This window comes from Gottfriedia acidiceleris (genome assembly GCF_002128425.1).
Taxonomy (GTDB): domain Bacteria; phylum Bacillota; class Bacilli; order Bacillales; family Bacillaceae_G; genus Gottfriedia; species Gottfriedia acidiceleris.
This window is the reverse complement of record NZ_NESS01000004.1, coordinates 268489-291418: the sequence shown is the minus strand read 5'-3', so window position 1 is coordinate 291418 and position 22930 is coordinate 268489. Positions and strand designations below refer to the sequence as shown.

General features: G+C 33.6%; 18 protein-coding genes. 13 read left to right on the top strand and 5 right to left on the bottom strand.

Annotated elements, in window-relative coordinates:
• Window positions 1-134 precede the first annotated feature (134 nt).
• Window positions 135-557 carry a MerR family transcriptional regulator gene (locus B6K90_RS09945; protein WP_088012572.1) on the top strand — a complete coding sequence of 141 codons (423 nt, stop codon included), beginning with the start codon at window positions 135-137 and terminating at the stop codon, window positions 555-557.
• 23 nt (window positions 558-580) lie between these two features.
• Complete coding sequence (locus tag B6K90_RS09940; RefSeq protein ID WP_088012571.1) at window positions 581-1807, top strand: MFS transporter; 1227 nt, start codon at window positions 581-583, stop codon at window positions 1805-1807.
• Between the two features lie 128 nt (window positions 1808-1935).
• Here B6K90_RS09940 and B6K90_RS09935 read toward each other — a convergent pair whose 3' ends face one another.
• Window positions 1936-2190, bottom strand: a complete 255-nt coding sequence (locus tag B6K90_RS09935) for a hypothetical protein (protein ID WP_088012570.1) — start codon at window positions 2188-2190, stop codon at window positions 1936-1938.
• 368 nt (window positions 2191-2558) lie between these two features.
• Here B6K90_RS09935 and B6K90_RS09930 point away from each other — a divergent pair, with 368 nt between their 5' ends.
• The 5 genes from B6K90_RS09930 to B6K90_RS09910 all read left to right on the top strand — a co-directional run bounded on the left by B6K90_RS09930 (window position 2559) and on the right by B6K90_RS09910 (window position 8060).
• Window positions 2559-2996: a DUF1934 domain-containing protein gene (locus B6K90_RS09930; protein ID WP_165346951.1), complete on the top strand. Its 438-nt coding sequence runs from the start codon at window positions 2559-2561 to the stop codon at window positions 2994-2996.
• Window positions 2993-4663 (top strand): arginine--tRNA ligase, encoded by a 1671-nt coding sequence (gene argS, locus B6K90_RS09925; RefSeq protein WP_088012569.1) that lies wholly within the window; start codon window positions 2993-2995, stop codon window positions 4661-4663. Before B6K90_RS09930 ends, argS begins: the two co-directional genes overlap by 4 nt.
• A 254-nt stretch (window positions 4664-4917) precedes the next feature.
• Window positions 4918-6075 carry a DUF5667 domain-containing protein gene (locus tag B6K90_RS09920; protein ID WP_088012568.1) on the top strand — a complete coding sequence of 386 codons (1158 nt, stop codon included), beginning with the start codon at window positions 4918-4920 and terminating at the stop codon, window positions 6073-6075.
• 183 nt (window positions 6076-6258) lie between these two features.
• Entirely contained in the window at window positions 6259-6987 is a 729-nt protein-coding gene (gene sigI, locus B6K90_RS09915) for an RNA polymerase sigma-I factor (RefSeq protein ID WP_235821769.1), read from the top strand.
• 2 nt (window positions 6988-6989) lie between these two features.
• Window positions 6990-8060, top strand: coding sequence for an anti-sigma factor domain-containing protein (locus tag B6K90_RS09910; protein ID WP_088012566.1), 1071 nt, complete (start codon window positions 6990-6992; stop codon window positions 8058-8060).
• Window positions 8061-8116: 56 nt separating this feature from the next.
• Here the strand turns inward: B6K90_RS09910 and B6K90_RS09905 are convergent, their stop codons facing one another.
• From B6K90_RS09905 to cls, 3 genes are all read right to left on the bottom strand, one after another.
• Complete coding sequence (locus B6K90_RS09905) at window positions 8117-8485, bottom strand: YybH family protein (protein ID WP_088012565.1); 369 nt, start codon at window positions 8483-8485, stop codon at window positions 8117-8119.
• Window positions 8486-8682: 197 nt separating this feature from the next.
• Window positions 8683-9639, bottom strand: coding sequence for a UV DNA damage repair endonuclease UvsE (gene uvsE / locus B6K90_RS09900; protein WP_088012564.1), 957 nt, complete (start codon window positions 9637-9639; stop codon window positions 8683-8685).
• A gap of 43 nt (window positions 9640-9682) precedes the next feature.
• Window positions 9683-10876: a cardiolipin synthase gene (gene cls / locus B6K90_RS09895; RefSeq protein ID WP_088012563.1), complete on the bottom strand. Its 1194-nt coding sequence runs from the start codon at window positions 10874-10876 to the stop codon at window positions 9683-9685.
• A 212-nt stretch (window positions 10877-11088) separates the two neighbouring features.
• Between cls and B6K90_RS09890 the strand changes: the two genes are divergently transcribed.
• The 6 genes from B6K90_RS09890 (at window position 11089) to B6K90_RS09865 (ending at window position 22216) form a co-directional block, all read left to right on the top strand.
• A complete protein-coding gene (locus B6K90_RS09890; protein WP_088012562.1) occupies window positions 11089-13197 on the top strand; it encodes a heterodisulfide reductase-related iron-sulfur binding cluster in 2109 nt (702 codons plus the stop codon).
• 210 nt (window positions 13198-13407) lie between these two features.
• Entirely contained in the window at window positions 13408-14589 is a 1182-nt protein-coding gene (locus B6K90_RS09885; protein WP_088012561.1) for an acetyl-CoA C-acetyltransferase, read from the top strand.
• Window positions 14590-14988: 399 nt separating this feature from the next.
• Window positions 14989-16119 (top strand): acyl-CoA dehydrogenase, encoded by a 1131-nt coding sequence (locus B6K90_RS09880; RefSeq protein WP_088012560.1) that lies wholly within the window; start codon window positions 14989-14991, stop codon window positions 16117-16119.
• Window positions 16120-16245: 126 nt separating this feature from the next.
• Window positions 16246-19485 (top strand): fused isobutyryl-CoA mutase/GTPase IcmF, encoded by a 3240-nt coding sequence (gene icmF / locus B6K90_RS09875; RefSeq protein ID WP_088012559.1) that lies wholly within the window; start codon window positions 16246-16248, stop codon window positions 19483-19485.
• Window positions 19486-19753: 268 nt separating this feature from the next.
• Entirely contained in the window at window positions 19754-20302 is a 549-nt protein-coding gene (rpoE, locus tag B6K90_RS09870) for a DNA-directed RNA polymerase subunit delta (protein WP_088012558.1), read from the top strand.
• 312 nt (window positions 20303-20614) lie between these two features.
• Window positions 20615-22216, top strand: a complete 1602-nt coding sequence (locus B6K90_RS09865) for a CTP synthase (protein WP_088012557.1) — start codon at window positions 20615-20617, stop codon at window positions 22214-22216.
• 68 nt (window positions 22217-22284) lie between these two features.
• Here B6K90_RS09865 and B6K90_RS09860 read toward each other — a convergent pair whose 3' ends face one another.
• Window positions 22285-22809 carry a DUF2529 family protein gene (locus B6K90_RS09860; protein ID WP_167555335.1) on the bottom strand — a complete coding sequence of 175 codons (525 nt, stop codon included), beginning with the start codon at window positions 22807-22809 and terminating at the stop codon, window positions 22285-22287.
• Between the last annotated feature and the right edge of the window lie 121 nt (window positions 22810-22930).

Here is a 22930-nt window from a genome sequence, read left to right as displayed (position 1 = left end):
AAACGATAATTTTGTAGAAAGATAAAAATAGAAGAATGTACAAAGTTAACGTTGACGTTAACGATATATTAGGAGTAAGATAGATAAGTGATAAAAATTTAAAATATAAATTCATTTTGAAAGGAGGAAGTGATTTGCTATATAAAATAGATGAAGTAGCGAAGGAATGTGGATTAACAAAGCGATCGATTCGTTACTATGAAGAAATCGGATTAATCTCCCCACCTGAAAGAAGTGAAGGAGGATTTAGGCTTTATTCAGACTCGCATATCGAACGACTGAAGAAAATAATGAATGTTCGTGATGTTCTTGGTTTTTCTTTGCAGGAGGTTCAGGAGTATATGGCAATTAGTGAGGCGTTTGAAGAATTCCGATTGCAATATAGGGAAAACAAGGAAAAGATGAATGAAGATGAAAGAAAGAATAGTCTATTAGGAGCTGAAGAAGTACTCGCTCAACAATTAAAAATGATTGATGAAAAGCTTAAAAAAATGAACGATATTCGAGATGAAATGAATGAGATGTATCAGAGGGTGCGAAAAGCATTAGAACAATAAATAAAATGGGAGATGGATGAAATATGTCAAACTTGGCAAAAGGTAAAAATCAAAAGACAAATGTAAATCAAAAGTCAGGTCTTTTGAATCAACCAAAAGCTATATGGGCTGTTGGATTTGCATGTATTATCGCATTCATGGGAATTGGTTTAGTTGACCCAATTTTACCAGCAATCGCTGAAAAGATGCATGCTTCTAAAAGTGATGTAACGCTTCTTTTTACAAGTTACAATTTAGTAATGGCAATCGCGATGTTAATAACAGGTTTTATCTCTTCACGTATCGGAATTAAATGGACGCTACTTTTAGGAATACTAATTATTGCAGTTTTCGCAGGTCTTGGAGGAAATTCAAGCAGTATATGGGAATTAGTATGGTTACGTGGAGGCTGGGGTTTAGGTAACGCGCTATTCGTTGCGACTGCATTATCTGCAATTGTTTCATTATCTAGATCAGGTGTTGCACAATCAATTATTTTATACGAAACTGCGATTGGTCTTGGTATATCAGTTGGTCCGCTTTTAGGTGGAGAATTAGGTTCAATCTCTTGGAGAGGTCCGTTTTTCGGCGTGGCTTGCTTAATGGTAATTGCATTTTTATCTCTATCATTTATGATGCCAAAAACACCTATAACACAAAATACTAAAAGAACATCGTTCCTTGATCCATTCCGTGCTCTTAAACATAGATCATTATTAACATTAGGTATTACAGCATTTTTATATAACTTTGGATTCTTTACTTTATTAGCATTCTCACCATTTTTTATGGGATTAAAGGAACATGGTTTAGGATTCGTTTTCTTAGGTTGGGGACTTTTATTAGCAATTACATCTGTATTTATGGCACCAAAATTACAAAAGAAATTCGGTACACTTAAATCGATGTATGCTATGTTAACACTTTTTGCTATTACACTGATCGTTATGGGAATTGGAACAGAAACAAATAGTGTCATTATCGTCTGTGTAATAATTGCTGGTGCATTTTTAGGTAATAATAATACATTAATTACGACAGCAGTAATGCAAGCAGCACCAGTTGAACGTTCAACTGCATCAGCTGCATATAGCTTTTTACGTTTTCTTGGTGGAGCAATTGCTCCTTATCTAGCTGGTAAACTTGCTGAATGGTATAATCCACATGTACCTTTCTATGTAGGTGGATGTTTTGTATTACTATCGGTACTTTTCTTATTTATTAATAAAAAGCATTTAATTCATATTGATAAAGCAGAGTCTGCACATTAATTATATGGTGTACTTCTCAATTAGTGAAAGCCCGCTTGGAATTACGTATTCCTGGCGGGTTTTTTATTTTGAGTGTAGTGATAGGACGATATGAACAAACAAAAAACAGCCGTTTTCGAGGCTGTTTGTCATGGTCCGAAATGACCGAACATCATCAGATAAACGATGAATCCGATAAGTGCGAGTAATCCGATTAGTGCAGCTGTAAAACTGCCGAACATGATTGCTTTTCGTTTGAAAATGAACCACAAGATGAGTCCCACAACGAATGGCACGAAAAAGGCGTACAAATAAATGAGGAAAATACTCGATAATGAAATGATTCCAATGCCTAATCCAATGAAAAATAGTTTGCTTGAAGATTGTTGTGCGATTGTTTTCATAAAGTCCCCTTTTAATTATCATATGTTCTTTATTGTCTCACAAACAGTTTTCAATTGAAAACAATAATCTTCTCAATTTACATGAACTCTCACCTTAAATCGCTCCCAAAAATTTTATGAATAGAAGTCATCATTATAAAAAACAAAACTATGTACAATAAGTCAAAAAAACCACTATGAACCCCGTTTTAAACCAAGAGGGAATACCGACTTTTGAGATAGACTTATAATTTCGTTCATTTTAATGAATATTTTTCACAACTTTTTTCTTACCTATTTTATTTTTTTTATTAGATTATGCTAAAATGGGAAAAGATGATTTTTGGATGTGATTCGTTACGTTCATTGGGAGAAAAGGACGTGTAAAAGTGAAAGGACAACAAGGCATACCCGTCTCAATTGATTTTGAGACTTTGATAAAAGATCCACACGGGCGTGATAAAATCAGTTTTCAAGCAAATGGCCTATACTATAAAAAAGATGATGTTTCATATTTATTATTTGATGAAAATCACGAAGATCGAAAAGTAAAGGCTACTATGAAAATAGGTAAAGGGGAAGTAACAATTATTCGTAACGGCGGAGTTATGATGCGCCATCAATACCGAGTAAATGAAACAACTGAAGGTACTTTCTCTAATGAATTAGGAGTATTTCAAACTAAGGCTTATACAAAAAAACTACAATTTCTAGTATCAGAAGGACCTCTAAAAGGAGTACTTCAATTAGGATATAAGTTATTCGTAGGAGATGAAAATGCAGGGTCGTATAACATTACAGTATCAATTAAGGAGGCAACGATATGAATACATTAGAACAAGTAAAAAGTCGTTTAAAAAATGAAATCGAAGCTGCTGTATTAAAAGCAGGATTAGCAACGGAGGAACAATTACCACAAGTCGTATTAGAAACTCCAAAAGATAAAGCGCATGGAGATTTTTCAACAAATATGGCGATGCAATTAGCACGTGTTGCTAAAAAGGCTCCTAGAATGATTGCAGAGGAGTTAATTAATGCTTTTGACCAAAGTAAGGCAAGTATTCAAAAAGTAGAAATTGCTGGACCAGGTTTCATCAATTTTTATATGGATAATAGTTACCTAACTGATCTAATCCCAGCAATTATAAAATCAGGAAATGAATATGGTCAAACAAACTTTGGTAACGGTGAAAAGATTTTAGTTGAGTTTGTTTCAGCGAATCCGACTGGAGATTTACATTTAGGTCATGCTCGTGGAGCAGCGTTTGGAGATTCACTATGTAATATTTTAGACAAAGCAGGTTATGAAGTAACTCGTGAATATTATATTAATGATGCTGGAAACCAAATTAATAATTTAGCATTATCAGTAGAAGCTCGTTATATGCAAGCTCTTGGAATGGATAAAGAAATGCCTGCAGATGGTTACCATGGTGCAGACATTATTGAGATTGGTAAAACATTAGCTGCTGAATTCGGTGACCGTTATATGAATGAACCAGAAGATACTCGCTACAAATTCTTCCGTGAGTATGGTTTAAAATTAGAAATGGAAAAACTGCAACGTGATCTACGTAATTTCAGAGTAGACTTTGATGTGTGGTACTCAGAAACTTCATTATATGAAAATGGCAAAGTGTTAGAAGCGCTTGATGATTTAAATCAACGTGGCGAAACATATGAAGAGGAAGGCGCAACTTGGTTCCGTTCTACAACATATGGAGATGACAAAAACCGTGTACTAATTAAAAGTGATGGCTCTTATACTTATTTAACTCCTGATATTGCTTATCACCGAGACAAACTTAGTCGCGGAGCAGATAAATTAATTGATATTCTTGGAGCTGACCATCATGGATACATTCCTCGAATGAAAGCAGCAATTCAAGCGTTGGGATATAATGCGGATACGCTAGAAGTAGAAATTATCCAAATGGTTCAGTTATATCAAGACGGTCAAAAAGTAAAAATGAGTAAACGTACAGGTAAAGCTGTAACGTTACGTGATCTAATGGAAGAAGTAGGTATCGATGCGACACGTTACTTCTTTGCAATGCGTGGCTGTGACTCACATTTAGACTTTGATATGGACTTAGCTGTTTCTAAATCAAATGAAAACCCTGTGTATTATTCACAATACGCTCACGCTCGTGTATGTAGTATTCTTCGTCAAGGTGAAGAAATGGGTATGGTTTATAATGGAGAAGCAGATTACAGCCTTGTTTCTTCTGAAAAAGAATATGAGTTATTAAAGAAATTAGGAGAATTCCCAGCAGCGGTTTCATTAGCTGCTTCAAAACGTACTCCTCATCATATTACAAACTATGTGTTTGAATTAGCGGGTACATTCCACAGCTTCTATAATGCAGAAAAAGTGCTAGATGCTGAAAATGTTGAAAAATCAAAAGCTAGACTAGCTTTAATGAAAGCAGTTCAAGTTACATTACAAAATGCATTAGCTTTAGTTGGAGTTTCTGCACCAGAAAAAATGTAAGTAGTAAATTAATGAAAGTACCATGTCCCAATTTTGGGTATGGTACTTTTTTTGTAAATTAGAAACATTTAAATGTATGAATTTGTAATATTTTAGTTTATTAATTTATAAAAATTTGTCGGTAAATAAGGAAATAAAACAAGTTTCGCCATTTTTTTATTAATTTTTTTTAAATGACCCCCTAAAAAATGAAATTCTCTTCGAATAGTTATAGTGAGAATATATTAAGAAGTTTTTACAAAGGGGAAAAATTTATGAAAAAGTTATTGGTACATACAACTGCAACGGCATTATTATTATCTCAGTTAGGATTCTCTAGTTCAGTACTTGCTGCTGAAAATGATACGGTTTCGTCAACTGACCAAAAGGAAGAAGCACCTGCATTAGTTAAAGGCGATTTCTTTTATTTTGTAAAAACAACTGTAGAAAAGATTCAATTGTTACTAACAACAGACAAGGTTAAAGAGGCAGAACTTTTATCGGATTTTGCACAAGAGCGTATTCATGAAGCAAGAGAATTAATTAAAGAAGGCAAAGAAGATTTAGCAAAACAAACAATAAAAGAAGCTTTAGGTCAGATGGAAAATGCTCAAGGCCAACTTGACGATAAGCTTCCAACTGTTACTGAGCCAACGACTTCAGAAACAACAACAGAAAGCACTGTTACTACAAAGCCAGCTGAAGATTCAACTGATGTAGAAAAAGAAGATCAAGAAAAAGCTGAAACAGAAAAAGAAAACGTTGAAAAACATGAAAAACAAAAATTAACAAAAGAGCAAAAAGAAATTACAAAAATTCAACACCATCTAAATAACAATTTACTTGTTTTAGCAAATGTTTTAGACCAAGTTAAAAATCCAAAAGCAAAAGCTGCGATTGCTAAAAATATTGAAAAGAGCTTTAACAAAATTTCTGAAAGATTAGAAAAAGTCTTAAAGCAAACAGAACAAGAAAAAACTGCTCTAACACCAGTTATTACAATTCAATACCCTGATGCAACAACAGATCAGTCAGCTACACCAGAAGTGATTACAACAATCACTAAAATTGAAGATGTTGAAGATACAGACGTGAAAACTGTAAACGTTAACGAAGATAATCAAGGTGAAAATGATGATAAAGATGCTACTGAAGTTGCTACACAACCTGTAAAAGTAGAACATAAGGAAGATCATCAGAAAATTGAATACAAGTCAAAAGAAGTAAAACCAGTTAAAGTAAAAAAAGTAAAAGTTGAAAAAGAAGAGAAGCATGTAGTGAAGCACGAAGTAAGACAAGAGGTAAAGCACGAAGTAAAACACGAACATGAAAATCGTGGAAACCATAAGGGCAATGAAAAGCATGAGTTGAAAAAAAACGAGGATTCAAAAAAACAAGGTGAAAACCACGGAAAGGGACATGGTAAAAATTAATAAGTAATTACCTCCATTTACCTTTCAATAAAATCACATGATACATTTCATAAGATGCGATATTCTTAAGTTTAACTGATTAAAAAATAATGGTGCCTCATACATTCATTTGAATATATAATGAGTGGAGGCGCCTTTAAGTTTTATTGGCTAAGCTATCCTCTTTTGAAAGGAGATGGGGTCTTGTTACTTACAATTTTTCAGACGCTTTATAAAAGAAAAGAAAAAATTGAAGATATTGTATTAACAATACAACAATCTTCATCAAAAGAACTAGATGATTTTATAGTTCAATATACTCCTTTTATAAACAAAACTGTTTCTACTATTTGTGGAAGATTTATTACTAATCAAGAAGATGAATTTAGTATTGGTTTAAATGCATTCCATGAAGCAATTAAACTATATTCGTATAAAAAAGGAGCGTCATTTCTATCATTTGCTAAATTGATTATAAAAAGAGAATTAATCGATTATTTTCGTAAGGAATCTAAATATCAATCAATGACTTCTGAACAAACCGGTACGGAAGATATACATAAACAATATGATGACCATGTGTATAGCTCTTATATAAAAAACTTTGATGAAATAAATCGTAAAGAGGAAATTATTCATTTCAGTGAGATGCTTAAACAATTTGGAATTTCATTAGAATCTTTAGTAGAAGTTTCACCTAAACATGAAGATACAAGAAAGCATATTTTTTCAGTAGTAGACCTCATTACAACTGATGAAGAAATGTTAACTTTTCTATATAAAAAGAAAAAATTACCGATGAATAAACTAGAAACTAAAGTTAATATAAGTCGAAAAACACTCGAAAAACATAGAAAATACATTATTGCCATGAGTATTATTAGTGTCAATGATTATATTTATTTACAAAACTATTTGAAAAGGGGGAACTGAAGATGAACAATGGTATTGTTTTAAAGGTAAATCATTCTTCCGTAGTTGTACTAACTGCTAACGGAGAGTATTTAAAATGTAAAAAATTATTGTCATCTTATTCAATTGGTGAAGAAATTCAGTTCCCTAACAATGCAATCATTTTAAATAATAAATTGAAAATAAGTATTCCTAAATTGATACCTGTCGTAATTGCTAGTAGCTTAATTCTTTTCTCATTTTTATTTCTGAATTTGGACAATAAAGAGGCATTAGCTGCAGGGAAGGTTACAATTAACTCAGAGGCAAAGGTTTCATTAATATTGGACAAACATTTAAGAGTTATTGCATTAAAAGGTCACAATGAACAAGGTAAAAAAGTGATCGATAAATTAGATAACTGGAAACAGGTGCCTTTACGTACAGTTATGGATGATTTAGTTGGAGAAATGGAGAAATCTAAAGTAATTCAACCTGATGAAAAGATCAAATTAACTGGTGAGATGAGAAAAGAATTTAAAAATAAACAAAATGAGCTAAATAATGAATTGAAAGATATTCAAGAAATCACTAATTATATTAATATCCCAAATTCTAAGGATATAGATCAACCAAAGGTTAAAACTCAAAATCATGGTCAAAGCCAAAATAAACAAGAAAATAGTTTTGATTCTCATTCAACGAATGTAACAAGAGATGAAAATAATTCTAAAGAGAAATCTTCTTTAAAGTCATCTACAGTCGAAAATAACAAAGTTAAAGAAAATACTCATTCAAAAGAAGTTAAGAATAATATACATCAAGAAGAGCACTTGGAAAATAAGCAGAGTCAATGGAATCATAGAAATCGAAATGAACATCAAGAATCATCGAAGCAAAATCAAAAGAAACAGTACAACAACCATAATAAGCATCAGGATAAAAAAAAAACTGAATACAATTATGACCGCGATATAAGAAGAAATAATAATGATCAACGAAAAAATAAAAATAATGAAGGATGTCATGGGTGCAATAATCGTTATAAAAACAGTGGAAACGAGAACAAGCACAATAATGGCTGGCAAAATGGTAGTGGAAAACGCTCAGATTGAAAATCTGAGCGTTTTTTTATCCAAATAACATATTAAACTCATGAAAGGGTAAAGGCTTAGGAACTGCCACTCAAATGCTCATGAATAACCTTCCATTCGCCATGCTCATTTTTAATAAATACATTAGTAGCTCTACCATGACCGACTACAACGTTCCCGTTAATATGGCCTTCATATTGAAATTGATAAGTACATGATGCTGAATTTTGATCAGTAGTTAACCATTTTACATTTGTAGCTGTGTAAACTTCATCTTGAATTAGATTCCAAGCATTTTCAAAATAATGCTGAATTTCTACTAAAGATGTACAGGTTTTGTTTGAAAACCAATAAATGGCGTCATTGTGAATAAATTTTTTTACCTGATTAAAATCATGTGTATTAGTAGCCATTATATATTGTTGTAATGCATTTTGATAGCTCATTTACAAACCACCTTTATGTAGAGTCGAAGTAAGACTTTAGGTGAATGTCTATTAACAATCTTATCATTTACTAACCTATAATTAATCAATTATTTTAAAACCATTTCTAAATGAAGAAACCCACAATGTAAGTTAAACTTCCTTGAGGGTTTTATTAATTCTGGCTATTTTTTGTGCAGATGAACTTTTTGAAACTTTTAATTAACTTCAATCATACCACCACTTATTCGCTTATAGCCTCTCCATTTCGATAAATCTTCCATTAATTGCAATAAAGCTATATCCTTTTTTTTCGATTCAATCATTATATCAATGTCACTTCCAATTGATCTGACGATGTCAAAAAAAGGCTTAATAAAATTAAGGTCAATTAAATCTGAATGTGCTCTAAACTCTTTATCGGATTTTGGAGATGATATATGTATTTTAGGCTTTAAATGCGTTTGCTCCCAAGTAGAGAATATAAGAGGCAATAAATTCTCTAACGGCTCTTCACATAAGTTTGCCATATGATGGTGATAGTCAAATACGAGTGGGATCCCTTCGTTTTTGCAAACCATTAGTGTTTCAGTCGTATTATATGTTTTATCGTCGTTTTCTAGCGTCATTTGTTTTTTTATGTGAGTAGGGAGCTTTTTTATATTTTCATAAAAACGCTGGATCGCCAGTTCTTTATTTCCATAAGCTCCTCCTATGTGTATATTAATGACACTTTGGTCTGAAATGCCCATTGCTTCAAGAACTTTATAATGATATTCCATATCAATTACAGCATTATCAGTTATATGTGGCTTATCACTTGTAAAAAGCGTGAATTGGTTAGGGTGAAAACTAACCCTTAATTCATGCTTCTTTATAAAATCACCGATTTCTTTAAATTGTTTGTGAAAAATATTTATATAATCAAATTCTACATCTGGATGAGTCGCCAAAGGGACCATTGAAGATGACATTCTATATAAGGGAATTTGTTGTCCCACATTATAATGAATTGCTCTAAATGTATTTTCAATGTTTTGTGATGTAACATACATTAGTTTCTCTATACGTTCGTCTTTATCTAAGGCTTTATAGCGCGTAAATGTAAGAGTTTTTGCAGGTGAACAATTATATAATGATAATGCATGTGATACATATCCAAATCGAATGATCATATTTTGTTCACCTCTACCTTCGTTTTTGTATATGTACAAAATATTACATTAATGGAGAAAGAAGTTTGGATAAAAGCTTGCGACACTTCCACAAAAATGTTGTTTTTTTATAATGCAAAATAGGATATGATTTTGAGCGTTCTAGGTCCTTCATAAACATTTCTTTAATCTTCAATATGAAAGTCTCACTTGAAAAAATACAGCTCCATTCATCGTTTATGCAAAGACTTCTACGATCGAAGTTAACAGATCCTACATCACAGCAACAATCATCGATTAATAGTATTTTGGCATGAAAGAAACCCTTTTGATAATGATAAACTTCTCCACCACCTTCTAAAATTAAAAGGAGATGCGGAAAACTCGCCTCTTTAACTAGTCGGTGGTCTTCTTTTTCAGGAACCATAACGCATATATGGACACCTCGATTAAGTGCCGCAAGTAAAGAATTCATTAGTTTTTTTGTAGGAATAAAGTAGGGTGTACCAATATAAATATGTTTTTTTGCCCGATCTATTAATTCTTTATACAGATTCTCAATGCGTATAAAGTCTGATGAATAGAAGTGATGCTCGATTTTTCCTTTTTCTAATTCATCGTCACTAATTAACGTAAAGGATTCTCCGCCACTTCTAACCCAGTCTATCAAAAATTGAGAGTGTAAATCTTTTACACCCTCGCCAGTCATCCGAATATGATAATCTCTCCAATAACCTAATTCTTCATCAAAACCAATATATTCTTTGCCAATGTTGAATCCACCAAAATAGCCGATTTTTTGATCGATCACCGTAATCTTACGGTGGTTTCGGTGTTGAAACCGATAGATAGTGTATGGAAATCCCGTTCTTCGATTAAAAAGTACTTCTACACCATTTTCTTTTAGTTTTTTAATTCTTTTCCGCTTAAGCCTAAAACTTCCAATCCAATCAACAAGTAAACGTACTTGTAATCCCTCACAAGCCTTTTTTTCGAGTAAGGATAAAAATTTTTCAGATGTTTCATCATTTCGAACAATATAAAAAAGCATAGAAATACTACTATTTGCTTCTTTCATATCGTCTAGAAGATGCTCGTATAAGACATTACCATCCGTAATTAACATTGTTTCACTATATCTTTTTTTAAATGGACAAGTTTTATCATATTTATGAAAAGCTTTATAGCCAAAATAAAGATCTAAGCTAGCAAGGAGTATAAGAAAGAGTAGAGCAAATAAGCAAATACAAAGAATCATATAATTAACTCCTTTAACTTTTACGTGTTGATAGTATGACCATTTCCTTTGAAGATTATCAAAAAGGGCTAATTTAATATGAAAAAGTATTTGACTGAATAGTCATTCATTATATAATTAAAGTATATATTTTCTGAATATTATTATGGTTATAAATTTTTAAAAAGTAAGCGTTTTATTTATAGCCGGCAAAATTGGGGGAGGAATACATCATGGATCATGCACTTTTGTATTTGAACGCATTGGGGTTTGTGGCAATTACAGTTTATGCAATTTATTTATTCATTTACCTAATTAAAACAAGAATTGCCTACATTAAACTAGGTAAAAAAGAAGAGTTTGAAAGAAATTTGAAAGAACGCTTTCAAAAAATTTGGGTGAATGTTTTTGGACAAAAAAAGTTATTAAAGGATAAGAAAAGTGGATTTATTCATTTGTTATTCTTTTATGGATTTATTTTAGTTCAAGCAGGAGCTTTAGACTTTATTTTAAGAGGCCTTGTTCCTGGAGTACATTTACCACTAGGACCTTTATATGGTGCATTTACATTTTTTGAAGAAATCGTTGCGTTACTAATATTGGTGGCTGTTGTTTGGGCCTTCCATAGACGATATATTGAAAAATTAGTTCGACTAAAAAGAGGTTGGAAAAGCGGTTTAGTTCTAATTTTCATTGGTTTATTAATGTTATCCACTCTGTTTGGTAATGGAATGGGCATCATTTGGAGTGGAGAAGGAACGAGCTTCCACGAACCAATTGCATCTTTAGTTGCTACAATTTTTAATGGTATTAGTGAACCTTTAGCAATTTCATTCTTTTACGTTGCATGGTGGATTCACTTAGTTACACTTTTGACGTTCTTAGTGTATGTACCTCAATCGAAGCATGCGCATTTACTTGCTGGTCCAGCAAACGTGTATTTTAACCGTTTAACGAAAGCAGGAAAGTTAGAAAAAATAGATTTTGAAGATGAAACACAAGAGACATTTGGTGTTGGAAAAATCAGCGACTTCCGTCAGTCACAATTAATTGACTTATATGCTTGTGTAGAATGTGGTCGCTGTACAAATGTCTGTCCGGCAACTGCAACTGGAAAAATGCTGTCACCAATGGACTTAATATTAAAGCTTCGTGATCATTTAACTGAAACTGGGGCTGTTGTTACGTCTCGTGCACCTTGGGTTCCAACTGTTGCATTTTCAAAAACAAAAGGAAATCAATTAGCATTTGCTTCACAAGGTAATCAGGAAACAGCAGCAACATTGGAATATAGTCCAAGTTTAATTGGTGACGTAATTACTGAAGAAGAGATTTGGGCTTGTACAACATGTCGTAACTGTGAAGATCAATGTCCTGTAATGAATGAGCATGTTGAAAAAGTAATTGATTTACGTCGTTATTTAGTTTTAACAGAAGGTAAGATGCAACCTGATGCTCAACGTGCAATGACAAATATAGAGCGTCAAGGAAATCCATGGGGATTAAATCGTAAAGACCGTGAAAACTGGAGAGAACTTGATGAAAGTATTCATATTCCAACAGTAAAAGAAGCTCAGAAAGCTGGAGAAGAATTCGAGTACTTATTCTGGGTTGGTTCAATGGGTTCGTATGATAACCGAAGCCAAAAAATCGCATTAGCATTTGCAAAACTTATGAATGAAGCTGGAATTAAGTTTGCTATTTTAGGTAATAAGGAGAAAAACTCTGGTGATACACCTAGACGATTAGGTCAAGAATTCTTATTCCAAGAGTTAGCAAGTAATAATATCGCAGAAATTGAAAAAACGGGAGTAAGTAAATTAGTAACAATTGACCCGCATGCTTATAACATATTTAAAAATGAATATCCTGATTTTGGTTTATCAATCGAAGTTTATCATCACACAGAATTATTATCTAGGTGGGTTAAAGAAGGTAAGTTAAAGCCAGTTCATCAAGTAAATGAAGTGATTACTTACCATGATTCATGCTATTTAGGTCGATACAATGAAGTTTACGAAGCTCCTAGGGATATTCTTCGTGCTATTCCTGGCGTCGAGCTTGTCGAAATGGAGCGTAAACGCGAAACAGGTATGTGCTGTGGAGCGGGTGGAGGATTAATGTGGATGGAAGAGCATGTTGGTAATCGTATTAATGTAACGCGTACTGAACAAGCACTTGCAGTTAGTCCGAATGTGATTGGAACAGGTTGTCCTTATTGCTTAACAATGCTATCGGATGGAACAAAAGCAAAAGAAGTTGAAGAAAGTGTTAAAACACTAGATATAGCAGAACTTTTAGAGTTATCGATTTTTGGTGACAAACAAAACCAAGCTTCATAAAAGTTCTATAACTTTTCAATCTTCATAAAATTACAATGAAAGGTGTGCAACTTGTACACCTTTCAGACAGTTAACTAAGCATTTTTAATCAGTCTCCGAATTAGAGTATATAGTTTTTTATATAGCTTTGTATGCCTTTTATGTAGTGAATTGATTTATTTAGGATTTTTTATAAGGAGAAATAGATAAAAGTTTAAGGGGGAAAATGGGATGAGTAAAACAGTTATAGTAAGTGCAGTTCGTACACCAATAGGACGTTTTGGAGGCGCGTTAAAGGGCTTTAGTGCTGCTCAGTTAGGTGGTATCGCAATTAAAGAAACTTTAAGCCGCGTTAACCATTCATTAGAAACAATTGATGATGTAATAATGGGAACTGTTTTACAAGGGGGACAAGGACAATTACCTTCAAGACAAGCACTTCGTAATGCAGGATTACCTTGGGAAACGAGATCTGAAACAATAAATAAAGTATGCGCATCTGGTATGCGTAGTGTTATGCTATCTGATTTATTGATTCGTTCTGGTGAAAGTAAACGTATAGTTGCAGGTGGAATGGAATCCATGAGTAATACACCTTTTTATCAAACCTCTTTAAGATGGGGAAATAAAATGGGTAATACAGAGTTAAAAGATGGCCTTCTATTGGATGGTTTAACTTGTTCATTTACTGGAGTTCATATGGGTACATATGGAAGTGAAGTTGCTAAATTAGAAGATATTTCTCGTGAGCAACAAGATGAGTGGGCACTTCGTAGTCACCAACTTGCGGTTGAATCGATTAAAACAGGTAAATTTAAAGAAGAGATTGTAACGATTGAGTCAGTTGGCAAAAAAGGAGTCGTAACAAAAATTGAAGTAGATGAGTGTCCAAGAGAGGATACTACGATTGAAAAATTGGCTAAACTATCACCAGCATTTGATCGTGACGGAACAATCACAGCTGGAAATGCACCTGGACTAAATGACGGAGCTGCAGCACTTTTATTAATGAGTGAGGAAGATGCGAAACTAAATGGCTACTTTCCATTAGCTACAATTGTTGCAACAGAATCAATTGCTGTAGAAGCAAAGGACTTCCCAAGAACTCCTGGATATGTCATTCAAAAATTATTACAAAAAACAAACAAAAAGATATCCGATATTGACTTATTTGAAATTAACGAAGCATTTGCAGCAGTAGTTTTAGCCAGTTCGAAAATTGCGGATATACCTTTAGAAAAAATTAATGTAAATGGTGGCGCAATTGCTCTAGGACATCCAATTGGAGCAAGTGGTGCAAGAATCATCGTTTCATTAGTTAATGCTCTTAAAGCAAGAGGTGGAGGCTTAGGAATAGCTGCGATCTGCAGTGGCGGTGGTCAAGGAGATGCAGTTTTAGTAGAGGTACGTTAAGAGGGAAAAGCAAGAAAAGCAGGGTATAGGAAGAGCAGGCTAGGTTTAGAGGGAGATACTTCCCTCTACCTAGGAACTGCTTCCCTTACGCTGTTATTTTTCTTGCTTTTCTACTTACCTATTAACTTTGTCCTGTTTTTCCTTCCTTCTAGACTTGAAAATTTTTCTACAAAAAATAACAGGAATTTTCAGATTTTTGTCTAATATTATACGAAGTAGACTATCTTTTTAGTCAAAGTAGAAAATATTATGTTAACGCTTACAAAAATCGACAAAACAACATGGCAGTGATAAGGGAGCAATTAAGTTAAAGGGAATAGGATATAAAATAATTATCTTTAATTAAAGCCTTTCATTGATTGTGATCCTTATCCTAGCAAAAATCGGGGGAAATGATCTATGCAATTTCGTTTAAGTGAAGAACATGAAATGATTCGTAAAATGGTAAGAGATTTTGCTAGAAATGAGGTTGCTCCGTCAGCTGCTGAGCGTGATGAGCATGAAAAATTCGATCGTTCAATTTTTGACCAAATGGCAGAGTTAGGATTAACGGGTATTCCATTCCCAGAGGAATATGGTGGAATCGGTAGTGATTATTTAGCTTACGTTATCGCGGTTGAAGAACTTTCTAGAGTTTGTGCTTCAACAGGTGTAACTTTATCAGCGCACACTTCATTAGCTAGTTGGCCGATATATAAATTTGGTACTGAAGAACAAAAACAAAAATTCTTAAAACCGTTAGCACAAGGAACAAAAATTGGTGCTTATGGATTAACTGAACCAGGATCTGGATCGGATGCTGGTGGTATGAGAACGACTGCTAGAAAAGAAGGAAACGAATATATTTTAAATGGTTCAAAAATATTTATTACTAATGGTGGAGAAGCGGAAATTTACGTAGTGTTTGCAGTGACTGATCCTACAAATAAACACGGAGTTTCTGCATTTATCGTTGAAAGTGATACGCCAGGTTTTTCAGTTGGTAAAAAAGAAAGTAAATTAGGTATTCGTTCATCGCCAACAACTGAAATTATCTTTGAAGAATGTCGTATACCAGCTGAAAACCTATTAGGTGAAGAAGGTAAGGGATTTAAAGTTGCAATGCAAACTCTTGACGGCGGGAGAAATGGTATAGCTGCCCAAGCAGTAGGTATTGCGCAAGGTGCTTTAGATGCGTCTGTTGATTATGCTAAAGAGCGTGTTCAATTTGGAAAACCCATTATTGCTCAACAAGGTATCTCATTTAAACTTGCAGATATGGCTACAAGTATCGAAGCTGCTCGTCTTTTAACATATCAAGCGGCATGGTTGGAATCTAATGGTCTTCCATACGGTAAGGAATCTGCTATGTCAAAATTATATGCTGGAGATACTGCAATGAAAGTCACAACAGAGGCAGTACAAGTTTTCGGTGGATATGGATATACGAAGGATTATCCAGTAGAACGCTTTATGAGAGATGCTAAAATTACTCAAATTTATGAAGGAACACAAGAAATTCAAAAACTAGTAATCTCAAGAATGCTATAAAAATAGATCTTTATTCTTCTTTCCGCATTACGAATGATTAGGATAGCTTGGTACAAGGATTACGTATTGCCCTTTACCAAGTTTTCTTTTACAAAAAGGTAATTATAATTCCGGGGGATGATTAGTATGGTAGAAAAGTATCAAGCTAAACATAAGATTCGTTTCGTTACTGCTTCAAGCTTATTTGATGGCCATGACGTGTCAATCAATATGATTAGAAGATTATTGCAAGAAAATGGTGTTGAAGTTATTCATTTAGGGCATAATCGCTCTGTTGAAGAAATTATAAACGCAGCAATTCAAGAGGATGTACAAGGTATTTCAATTTCTTCCTACCAAGGTGGACACATGGAGTACTTTAAATATATGTACGACTTGCTTCAAGAAAGAGGCGCTGCTCACATCAAGTTATTTGGTGGAGGTGGTGGCGTAATTTTGCCTAAAGAGCAAGAGGAGCTAGAAGCATACGGAATCACTAAAATCTATTCACCTGAAGACGGCCGTATAATGGGACTTCAAGGAATGATCAATCATATGCTACAAAGCACAGACTTTCTTCCTCCTTTGAAGGATTTAGAAAACGTTCAAAAACTATCTGCTACAAATCATAAAGAAATTGCTAGATTTATTACTTTAGCTGAAAATAAAGGATCTCTAGATTCAAGCTTAGAGATGGCCGCAACATTAGAAAAATCAGAAACTAGCAAAAGTGTAGTAATTGGTATGACTGGTACTGGTGGAGCGGGTAAGAGTTCATTGACAGATGAGCTAGTACGTCGTTTTATTCAAGAGTTTCCAGACAAAACAATCGGTATTGTTTCAATTGATCCAACAAAACGAAAAACAGGTGGGGCACTATTAGGTGATCGTATTCGAATGAATTCAATTCACCATCCAAATGTGTATATGAGAAGTTTAGCTACTCGAGATAGTCAATCTGAGATCTCAAATGCATTAGAGGATACTATATCAATCTTAAAAACAGCTGATTTTGACGTTATTTTTGTTGAGACAAGTGGTATAGGTCAAGGTGATGCAGCAATTACTAGGTACAGTGATATTCATCTGTATGTTATGACAAGTGAATTCGGTGCACCTTCTCAGTTAGAAAAAATTGATATGATTGACTTTGCAGACTTGATTGCAATTAATAAATTCGAACGTCAAGGCTCAGAAGATGCTTTACGTCTTGTTCAAAAACAATATCAACGTAGTCGCCATCTTTTCCATGATGATATAGCAACAATGCCTGTTTACGGAACGATCGCTAGCCAATTCAACGATGCAGGAACTAATAATTTATTTTTAGCTTTAACGAAATCAATTGAAAAACATACTGCAAATGAATGGAATACGACGTACATTAAACCGGGTAATGTTGAAAAACAACATGTCATTATTCCAAGTAATCGCCGTTTTTACTTAAGAGAAATTGCAGAAACTGTAAGAAACTATCACGAAAATACTGAAGTTGAAGCAGCAAAAGCTTCAAAGCTTTATCAAATAGAAGGAACTCTGGCTGAAATAGAGTCACAAAATATTGAAGATGGAAAGCAGACATTAGTAGATTTGAAAAATAAATTTGAAGAATCTCTTGCTCCATCTACAAAGCAGGCTCTAAACCATTTTAAATTGATTAAAGAAGCTTATTCACAAGATCAACTAATTCAAAAAATTAGAGATAAAGAAATTAAAGTTGAGTTAACAACTACAACTTTATCTGGCATAAAAATACCGAAAGTATCTGTGCCTACTTATAGAGATTATGGAGATTTACTAAGATGGGTAGCGAAAGAAAACGTGCCTGGATATTTCCCATTTACAGCTGGAGTTTTCCCATTCAAACGTCAAGATGAAGATCCAAAGAGACAATTTGCTGGTGAGGGACCTCCAAGCAGAACAAACAAACGATTCCACTATCTATGTGAGAATGACCCAGCTAAACGTTTAAGTACAGCATTTGATTCAGTAACTCTATACGGTGAAGACCCTGCAATCCGTCCTGATATTTTTGGGAAAATTGGTGAGAGTGGAGTAAATGTATGTACTTTAGAAAATATGATTGAGCTATACAATGGTTTTGATTTATGTAGTCCTTCAACATCCGTTTCGATGACAATTAATGGTCCAGCACCAATTATTTTAGCAATGTTCTTAAATACAGCTATTCATCAACAAGTTGAAATAAAAGAAAAAGAATTAGGCCGAATTTTAACAGTTGAAGAATTCACTGAAGTAAAGCGAGTAACATTACAAAAAGTTCGTGGTACTGTTCAAGCTGATATTTTAAAAGAAGATCAAGGGCAAAACACATGTATTTTCTCAACAGAATTCGCTTTAAAAATGATGGGAGATATTCAACAGTATTTTATTGATAATAGTGTACGTAATTATTATTCAGTTTCAATTTCTGGATACCATATTGCTGAAGCTGGAGCAAATCCAATTTCGCAACTTGCATTCACTTTATCAAATGGATTCACTTACGTTGAATATTATTTAAGTCGAGGCATGAAAATTGATGATTTTGCACATAATTTATCGTTCTTCTTTAGTAACGGACTTGATGCTGAATACTCAGTAATTGGACGTGTAGCGAGAAGAATTTGGGCTGTCACGATGAAAGAAAAATACGGTGCATCTGAGCGTAGCCAAAAACTTAAATACCATGTTCAAACATCTGGTCGCTCATTACATGCTCAAGAGATGGCATTTAATGATATACGTACAACGTTACAAGCATTATTGGCTTTATATGATAACTGTAACTCACTTCATACAAATGCATATGATGAGGCTGTCACGACTCCTACAGAGGAATCTGTACGTCGAGCAATGGCGATTCAGCTTATTATTCAAAAAGAAAATGGTCTATCGAAAAATGAAAATCCAATCCAAGGATCATTTATCATTGAGCAACTTACGGACTTAGTTGAAGAAGCAGTCTTAAAAGAGTTTGAGAGAATTAGTGATCGTGGTGGCGTATTAGGTGCGATGGAACTTCAATATCAACGTGGTAAAATTCAAGAAGAGTCACTTTATTATGAAACACTTAAACATAATGGTGAGCTACCAATCATAGGAGTAAACTCATATATCAATCCTAACGAACAAATGGAATCAATCAATACAATGGAAATTGCTAGATCAAGCTACGAAGAAAAACAATCGCAAATTGATCATGTAGAGCAATTCCAAGCTAAACATAAATCTGATGCACAAGTCGCTCTAGAACAATTAAAGCAAGTTGCTCGTCAAAATGGTAATTTATTCGAAGAGTTAATGAATACTGTTCGCGTTGCTAGCTTAGGACAAATCACTCAAGCATTATATGAAGTAGGCGGACAATACCGTAGAAATATGTAATAAAGAAATGCGAAAAGCCGTTTGTCCCGCTTTATGACACTACAAGGGACATACGACTAATGGTAGGAAGAATGGGCGTCTTTTAGACGCTCATTTTACTATTTTCGCGAAAAATTAATCTAATATTGAAAAATATAGACAAGGTGCTAGCATATTTAACTTAGTTTTGTTTATAATGAAAGATATGTATTTTATAACTAACTAGTAAAATTTATACATAAAGTTATTGAATTATGGTGAAAATATTATTTTTAAAGGAGTGCTTACCTTGAGTTTAAAGCAATACTCGGAAGAGCAATTAAAAGAATTATCGCTTATTGAATTAGCATATGAACTTTTTTCTGAAACAAAGGAACCTATTTCTTTTTATGATTTAGTTGACCAAATGGCAACAGTCTTAGGTGTAACTAGAGAGGCATTATTAGAAAAACTTCCTCAATTTTATACAGAATTAAATATTGATGGACGTTTCGTATGTTTAGGTGAAAATCGTTGGGGATTACGTGCTTGGTATCCATATGATCAAGCTGAAGAAGAAGTATTACCTGTTGCAAAACCTAAGAAGAAACGTAAACAATTGGAAGAAGAAGATGAGTTTGAAGATTATGACGTATCTGATGACGATGATTTTGAAGAGGAAGAACTTGAATTAGACGAGATAGATGAAGATCTAGTTGATGATGACGATACTGATGAATTTGATGACGAAGAAATCGATGAAGACGATGAAGATCTGGAAATAGATGATGAAGACTTAGAGCTAGAAGATGAAGAAGATGAAGAATTAGAAGAATTTGAAGAGGAAGAAGAACTATAAGTTCTTGACTTTTAAGTACTGAATGAGTAGAATTCTTATTGGGCTCTTTAAAAAGAACGAAATATATTTTGACGCTCCCTATTTTAAATAGGGGGCGTCTTTGTTTTTTTACAAATACTTAATGTAATCAAACAATAAATGAAAAGTTTGCTTAGATTCAAATGTTAAAAATTTGCATGAAAAAACCCAGTTTTGGATGACAATAAAGCATGCATACAAAATGTTATTAAATAATTTTTATAAAGGTTTAGCTTTGTAATTTCTTGCTAGGAAAAATAAAATACGAATGCTAAAAATGAAAGGGGCTCAATTATGACAAAGTATATTTTTGTAACAGGTGGCGTAGTTTCTTCTCTTGGTAAAGGGATTGTTGCAGCATCTTTAGGACGACTACTAAAAAACAGAGGATTAAATGTAACAATTCAAAAGTTCGATCCGTACATTAACTTAGATCCAGGAACAATGAGTCCTTATCAACATGGTGAAGTTTTCGTAACAGATGACGGTGCAGAAACAGACTTAGACTTAGGTCATTATGAAAGATTTGTTGATATCAACGTTACTAAATTCAACAATGTAACTTGTGGTAAAGTTTATTCTACAGTTTTACAAAAAGAACGTCGTGGAGATTACTTAGGAGGAACTGTACAAGTTATTCCACATATTACAAATGAGATTAAAGATAAAGTTTTCCGTGCGGGTCGCGAAACAAATGCTGATGTTGTTATCACGGAAATCGGTGGAACTGTTGGTGATATCGAGTCATTACCGTTTATCGAAGCTATTCGTCAAATTAAAGGCGATGTAGGTCGTGACAACGTAATGTATGTACACTGTACACTTCTACCTTATATTAAAGCAGCTGGTGAGTTAAAAACTAAACCAACTCAGCACAGTGTAAAAGAACTTCGTAGTATTGGTATTCAACCAAATGTCATCGTATTACGTTCAGAAACATCTGTACCACAAGAAATGAAAGATAAAATTGCTCAATTCTGTGATGTGGATGCTAAAGATGTAATCGAATGTGTAGATGCAGATACTCTTTATGAAATCCCATTAGCATTACAAGCACAAGGATTAGACAGTATCGCATGTAATCATTTAAAACTACAAACAAATGAAGCAGATATGACAGAGTGGATTGCTTTAGTAGATAAAGTTAAAAACCTAACTAAATCAACAAAAATCGCTCTTGTTGGTAAATATGTAGAATTACAAGATGCTTATATTTCTGTAGCAGAAGCATTAAAGCACGCAGGATATGCTTTTGATAGTGAAATTGAAATTAAATGGATTAACGCAGAAGAAGTTACATCAGCTAATGTAAATGAATTTTTAAGCGATGTAGATGGAATTCTTGTACCAGGTGGATTCGGAGATCGTGGTGTAGAAGGAAAAATCTTAACTGCACAATTTGCTCGTGAAAATAACGTACCATTCTTAGGAATTTGTCTAGGTATGCAAATTGCGTCAATCGAATTTGCTAGAAACGTTTTAGGATTAAAAGGTGCTCACTCAGCTGAAATCGATCCTACGACTAACTATCCAATTATCGATTTATTACCTGAACAAAAAGATGTAGAAGATTTAGGTGGAACATTACGTTTAGGTTTATATCCATGTAAATTAATTGAAGGTTCAAAAGCATACGAAGCTTACGGTGAAGAAGTTGTTTACGAACGTCACCGTCATCGTTATGAGTTCAATAATGAGTACCGTCAACAAATGGAACAAGAAGGATTTATCTTCTCTGGAACTAGCCCTGATGGTCGTTTAGTAGAAATTATTGAGTTGCCAAACCATCCATGGTTTGTAGCATCTCAATTCCACCCAGAGTTTATTTCTCGTCCAAATAGACCACAACCATTATTCAGAGATTTTGTAGGAGCATCACTACAAAACCGAGGTTAATGAAATAAAAAACACCCAACAGATTCTATTAAAATCATGTTGGGTGTTTTTGTTACTTTAGAATTTTTTTAGTCAAAATCTGATAGGATTTCGCTCATTGTAAGTAGTAAGCAGTGATATATAAATAATCCAGTGAGTAGGGTAGGTAAACAGATTCGGTCTCCTTCGTCAGTTGGAACAAGTTTCTTTGTTAATTCATAGTTAATAAATACATCAGCTAGTTCTGATAAATGGTCTTCTCCATTAATCGTGGTAGAGACGATAACTAAACCAATAGCTGATTCTGAAAGTTTTTTAGCGAGAAGAATAGCTTCTTGATCATCCGTCTGTCTTGTGAATAAAAGTACTCGATCTACTGGAGATAAAGACTGGATTTCGCCGTTAATAAACAAAGGTTTAATTGAGTCGTTTTGTTCTGCTCCATCAGTTATTTCTGAAACAATACCAGCAAATTCTTTTGTACCATGAACATAAACGCATCCTTCGCCTATAACAGCCTGTGCTAGAATGCGTGAAGCATCTTCAAATACTTCCTCTTGTTTAACTATTTTTTGAAAAACTCCATTCAATTGTGTCGAAAAAATTTTTAACATTAAATAATACTCCCTCTTATAAAAGTATGTTCTAACCATTATACTGTAATTTAGGTAGATACAAAAAATTTTAAAAAAGTAATTCTTTGTAAAATTTACAAGCTAATGCAGGAAAAAAGGA

Bases quoted from the DNA above. Each gene is read 5' to 3' on its own strand.
- B6K90_RS09935 (WP_088012570.1), bottom strand. From the start codon at position 2,190: ATGAAAACAATCGCACAACAATCTTCAAGCAAACTATTTTTCATTGGA.
- B6K90_RS09905 (WP_088012565.1), bottom strand. From the start codon at position 8,485: ATGAGCTATCAAAATGCATTACAACAATATATAATGGCTACTAATACA.
- B6K90_RS09860 (WP_167555335.1), bottom strand. From the start codon at position 22,809: ATGTTAAAAATTTTTTCGACACAATTGAATGGAGTTTTTCAAAAAATA.
- B6K90_RS09865 (WP_088012557.1), top strand. From the start codon at position 20,615: ATGACAAAGTATATTTTTGTAACAGGTGGCGTAGTTTCTTCTCTTGGT.
- B6K90_RS09910 (WP_088012566.1), top strand. From the start codon at position 6,990: ATGAACAATGGTATTGTTTTAAAGGTAAATCATTCTTCCGTAGTTGTA.
- B6K90_RS09890 (WP_088012562.1), top strand. From the start codon at position 11,089: ATGGATCATGCACTTTTGTATTTGAACGCATTGGGGTTTGTGGCAATT.
- B6K90_RS09940 (WP_088012571.1), top strand. From the start codon at position 581: ATGTCAAACTTGGCAAAAGGTAAAAATCAAAAGACAAATGTAAATCAA.
- argS (WP_088012569.1), top strand. From the start codon at position 2,993: ATGAATACATTAGAACAAGTAAAAAGTCGTTTAAAAAATGAAATCGAA.
- B6K90_RS09880 (WP_088012560.1), top strand. From the start codon at position 14,989: ATGCAATTTCGTTTAAGTGAAGAACATGAAATGATTCGTAAAATGGTA.
- B6K90_RS09885 (WP_088012561.1), top strand. From the start codon at position 13,408: ATGAGTAAAACAGTTATAGTAAGTGCAGTTCGTACACCAATAGGACGT.
- icmF (WP_088012559.1), top strand. From the start codon at position 16,246: ATGGTAGAAAAGTATCAAGCTAAACATAAGATTCGTTTCGTTACTGCT.
- cls (WP_088012563.1), bottom strand. From the start codon at position 10,876: ATGATTCTTTGTATTTGCTTATTTGCTCTACTCTTTCTTATACTCCTT.
- B6K90_RS09920 (WP_088012568.1), top strand. From the start codon at position 4,918: ATGAAAAAGTTATTGGTACATACAACTGCAACGGCATTATTATTATCT.
- uvsE (WP_088012564.1), bottom strand. From the start codon at position 9,639: ATGATCATTCGATTTGGATATGTATCACATGCATTATCATTATATAAT.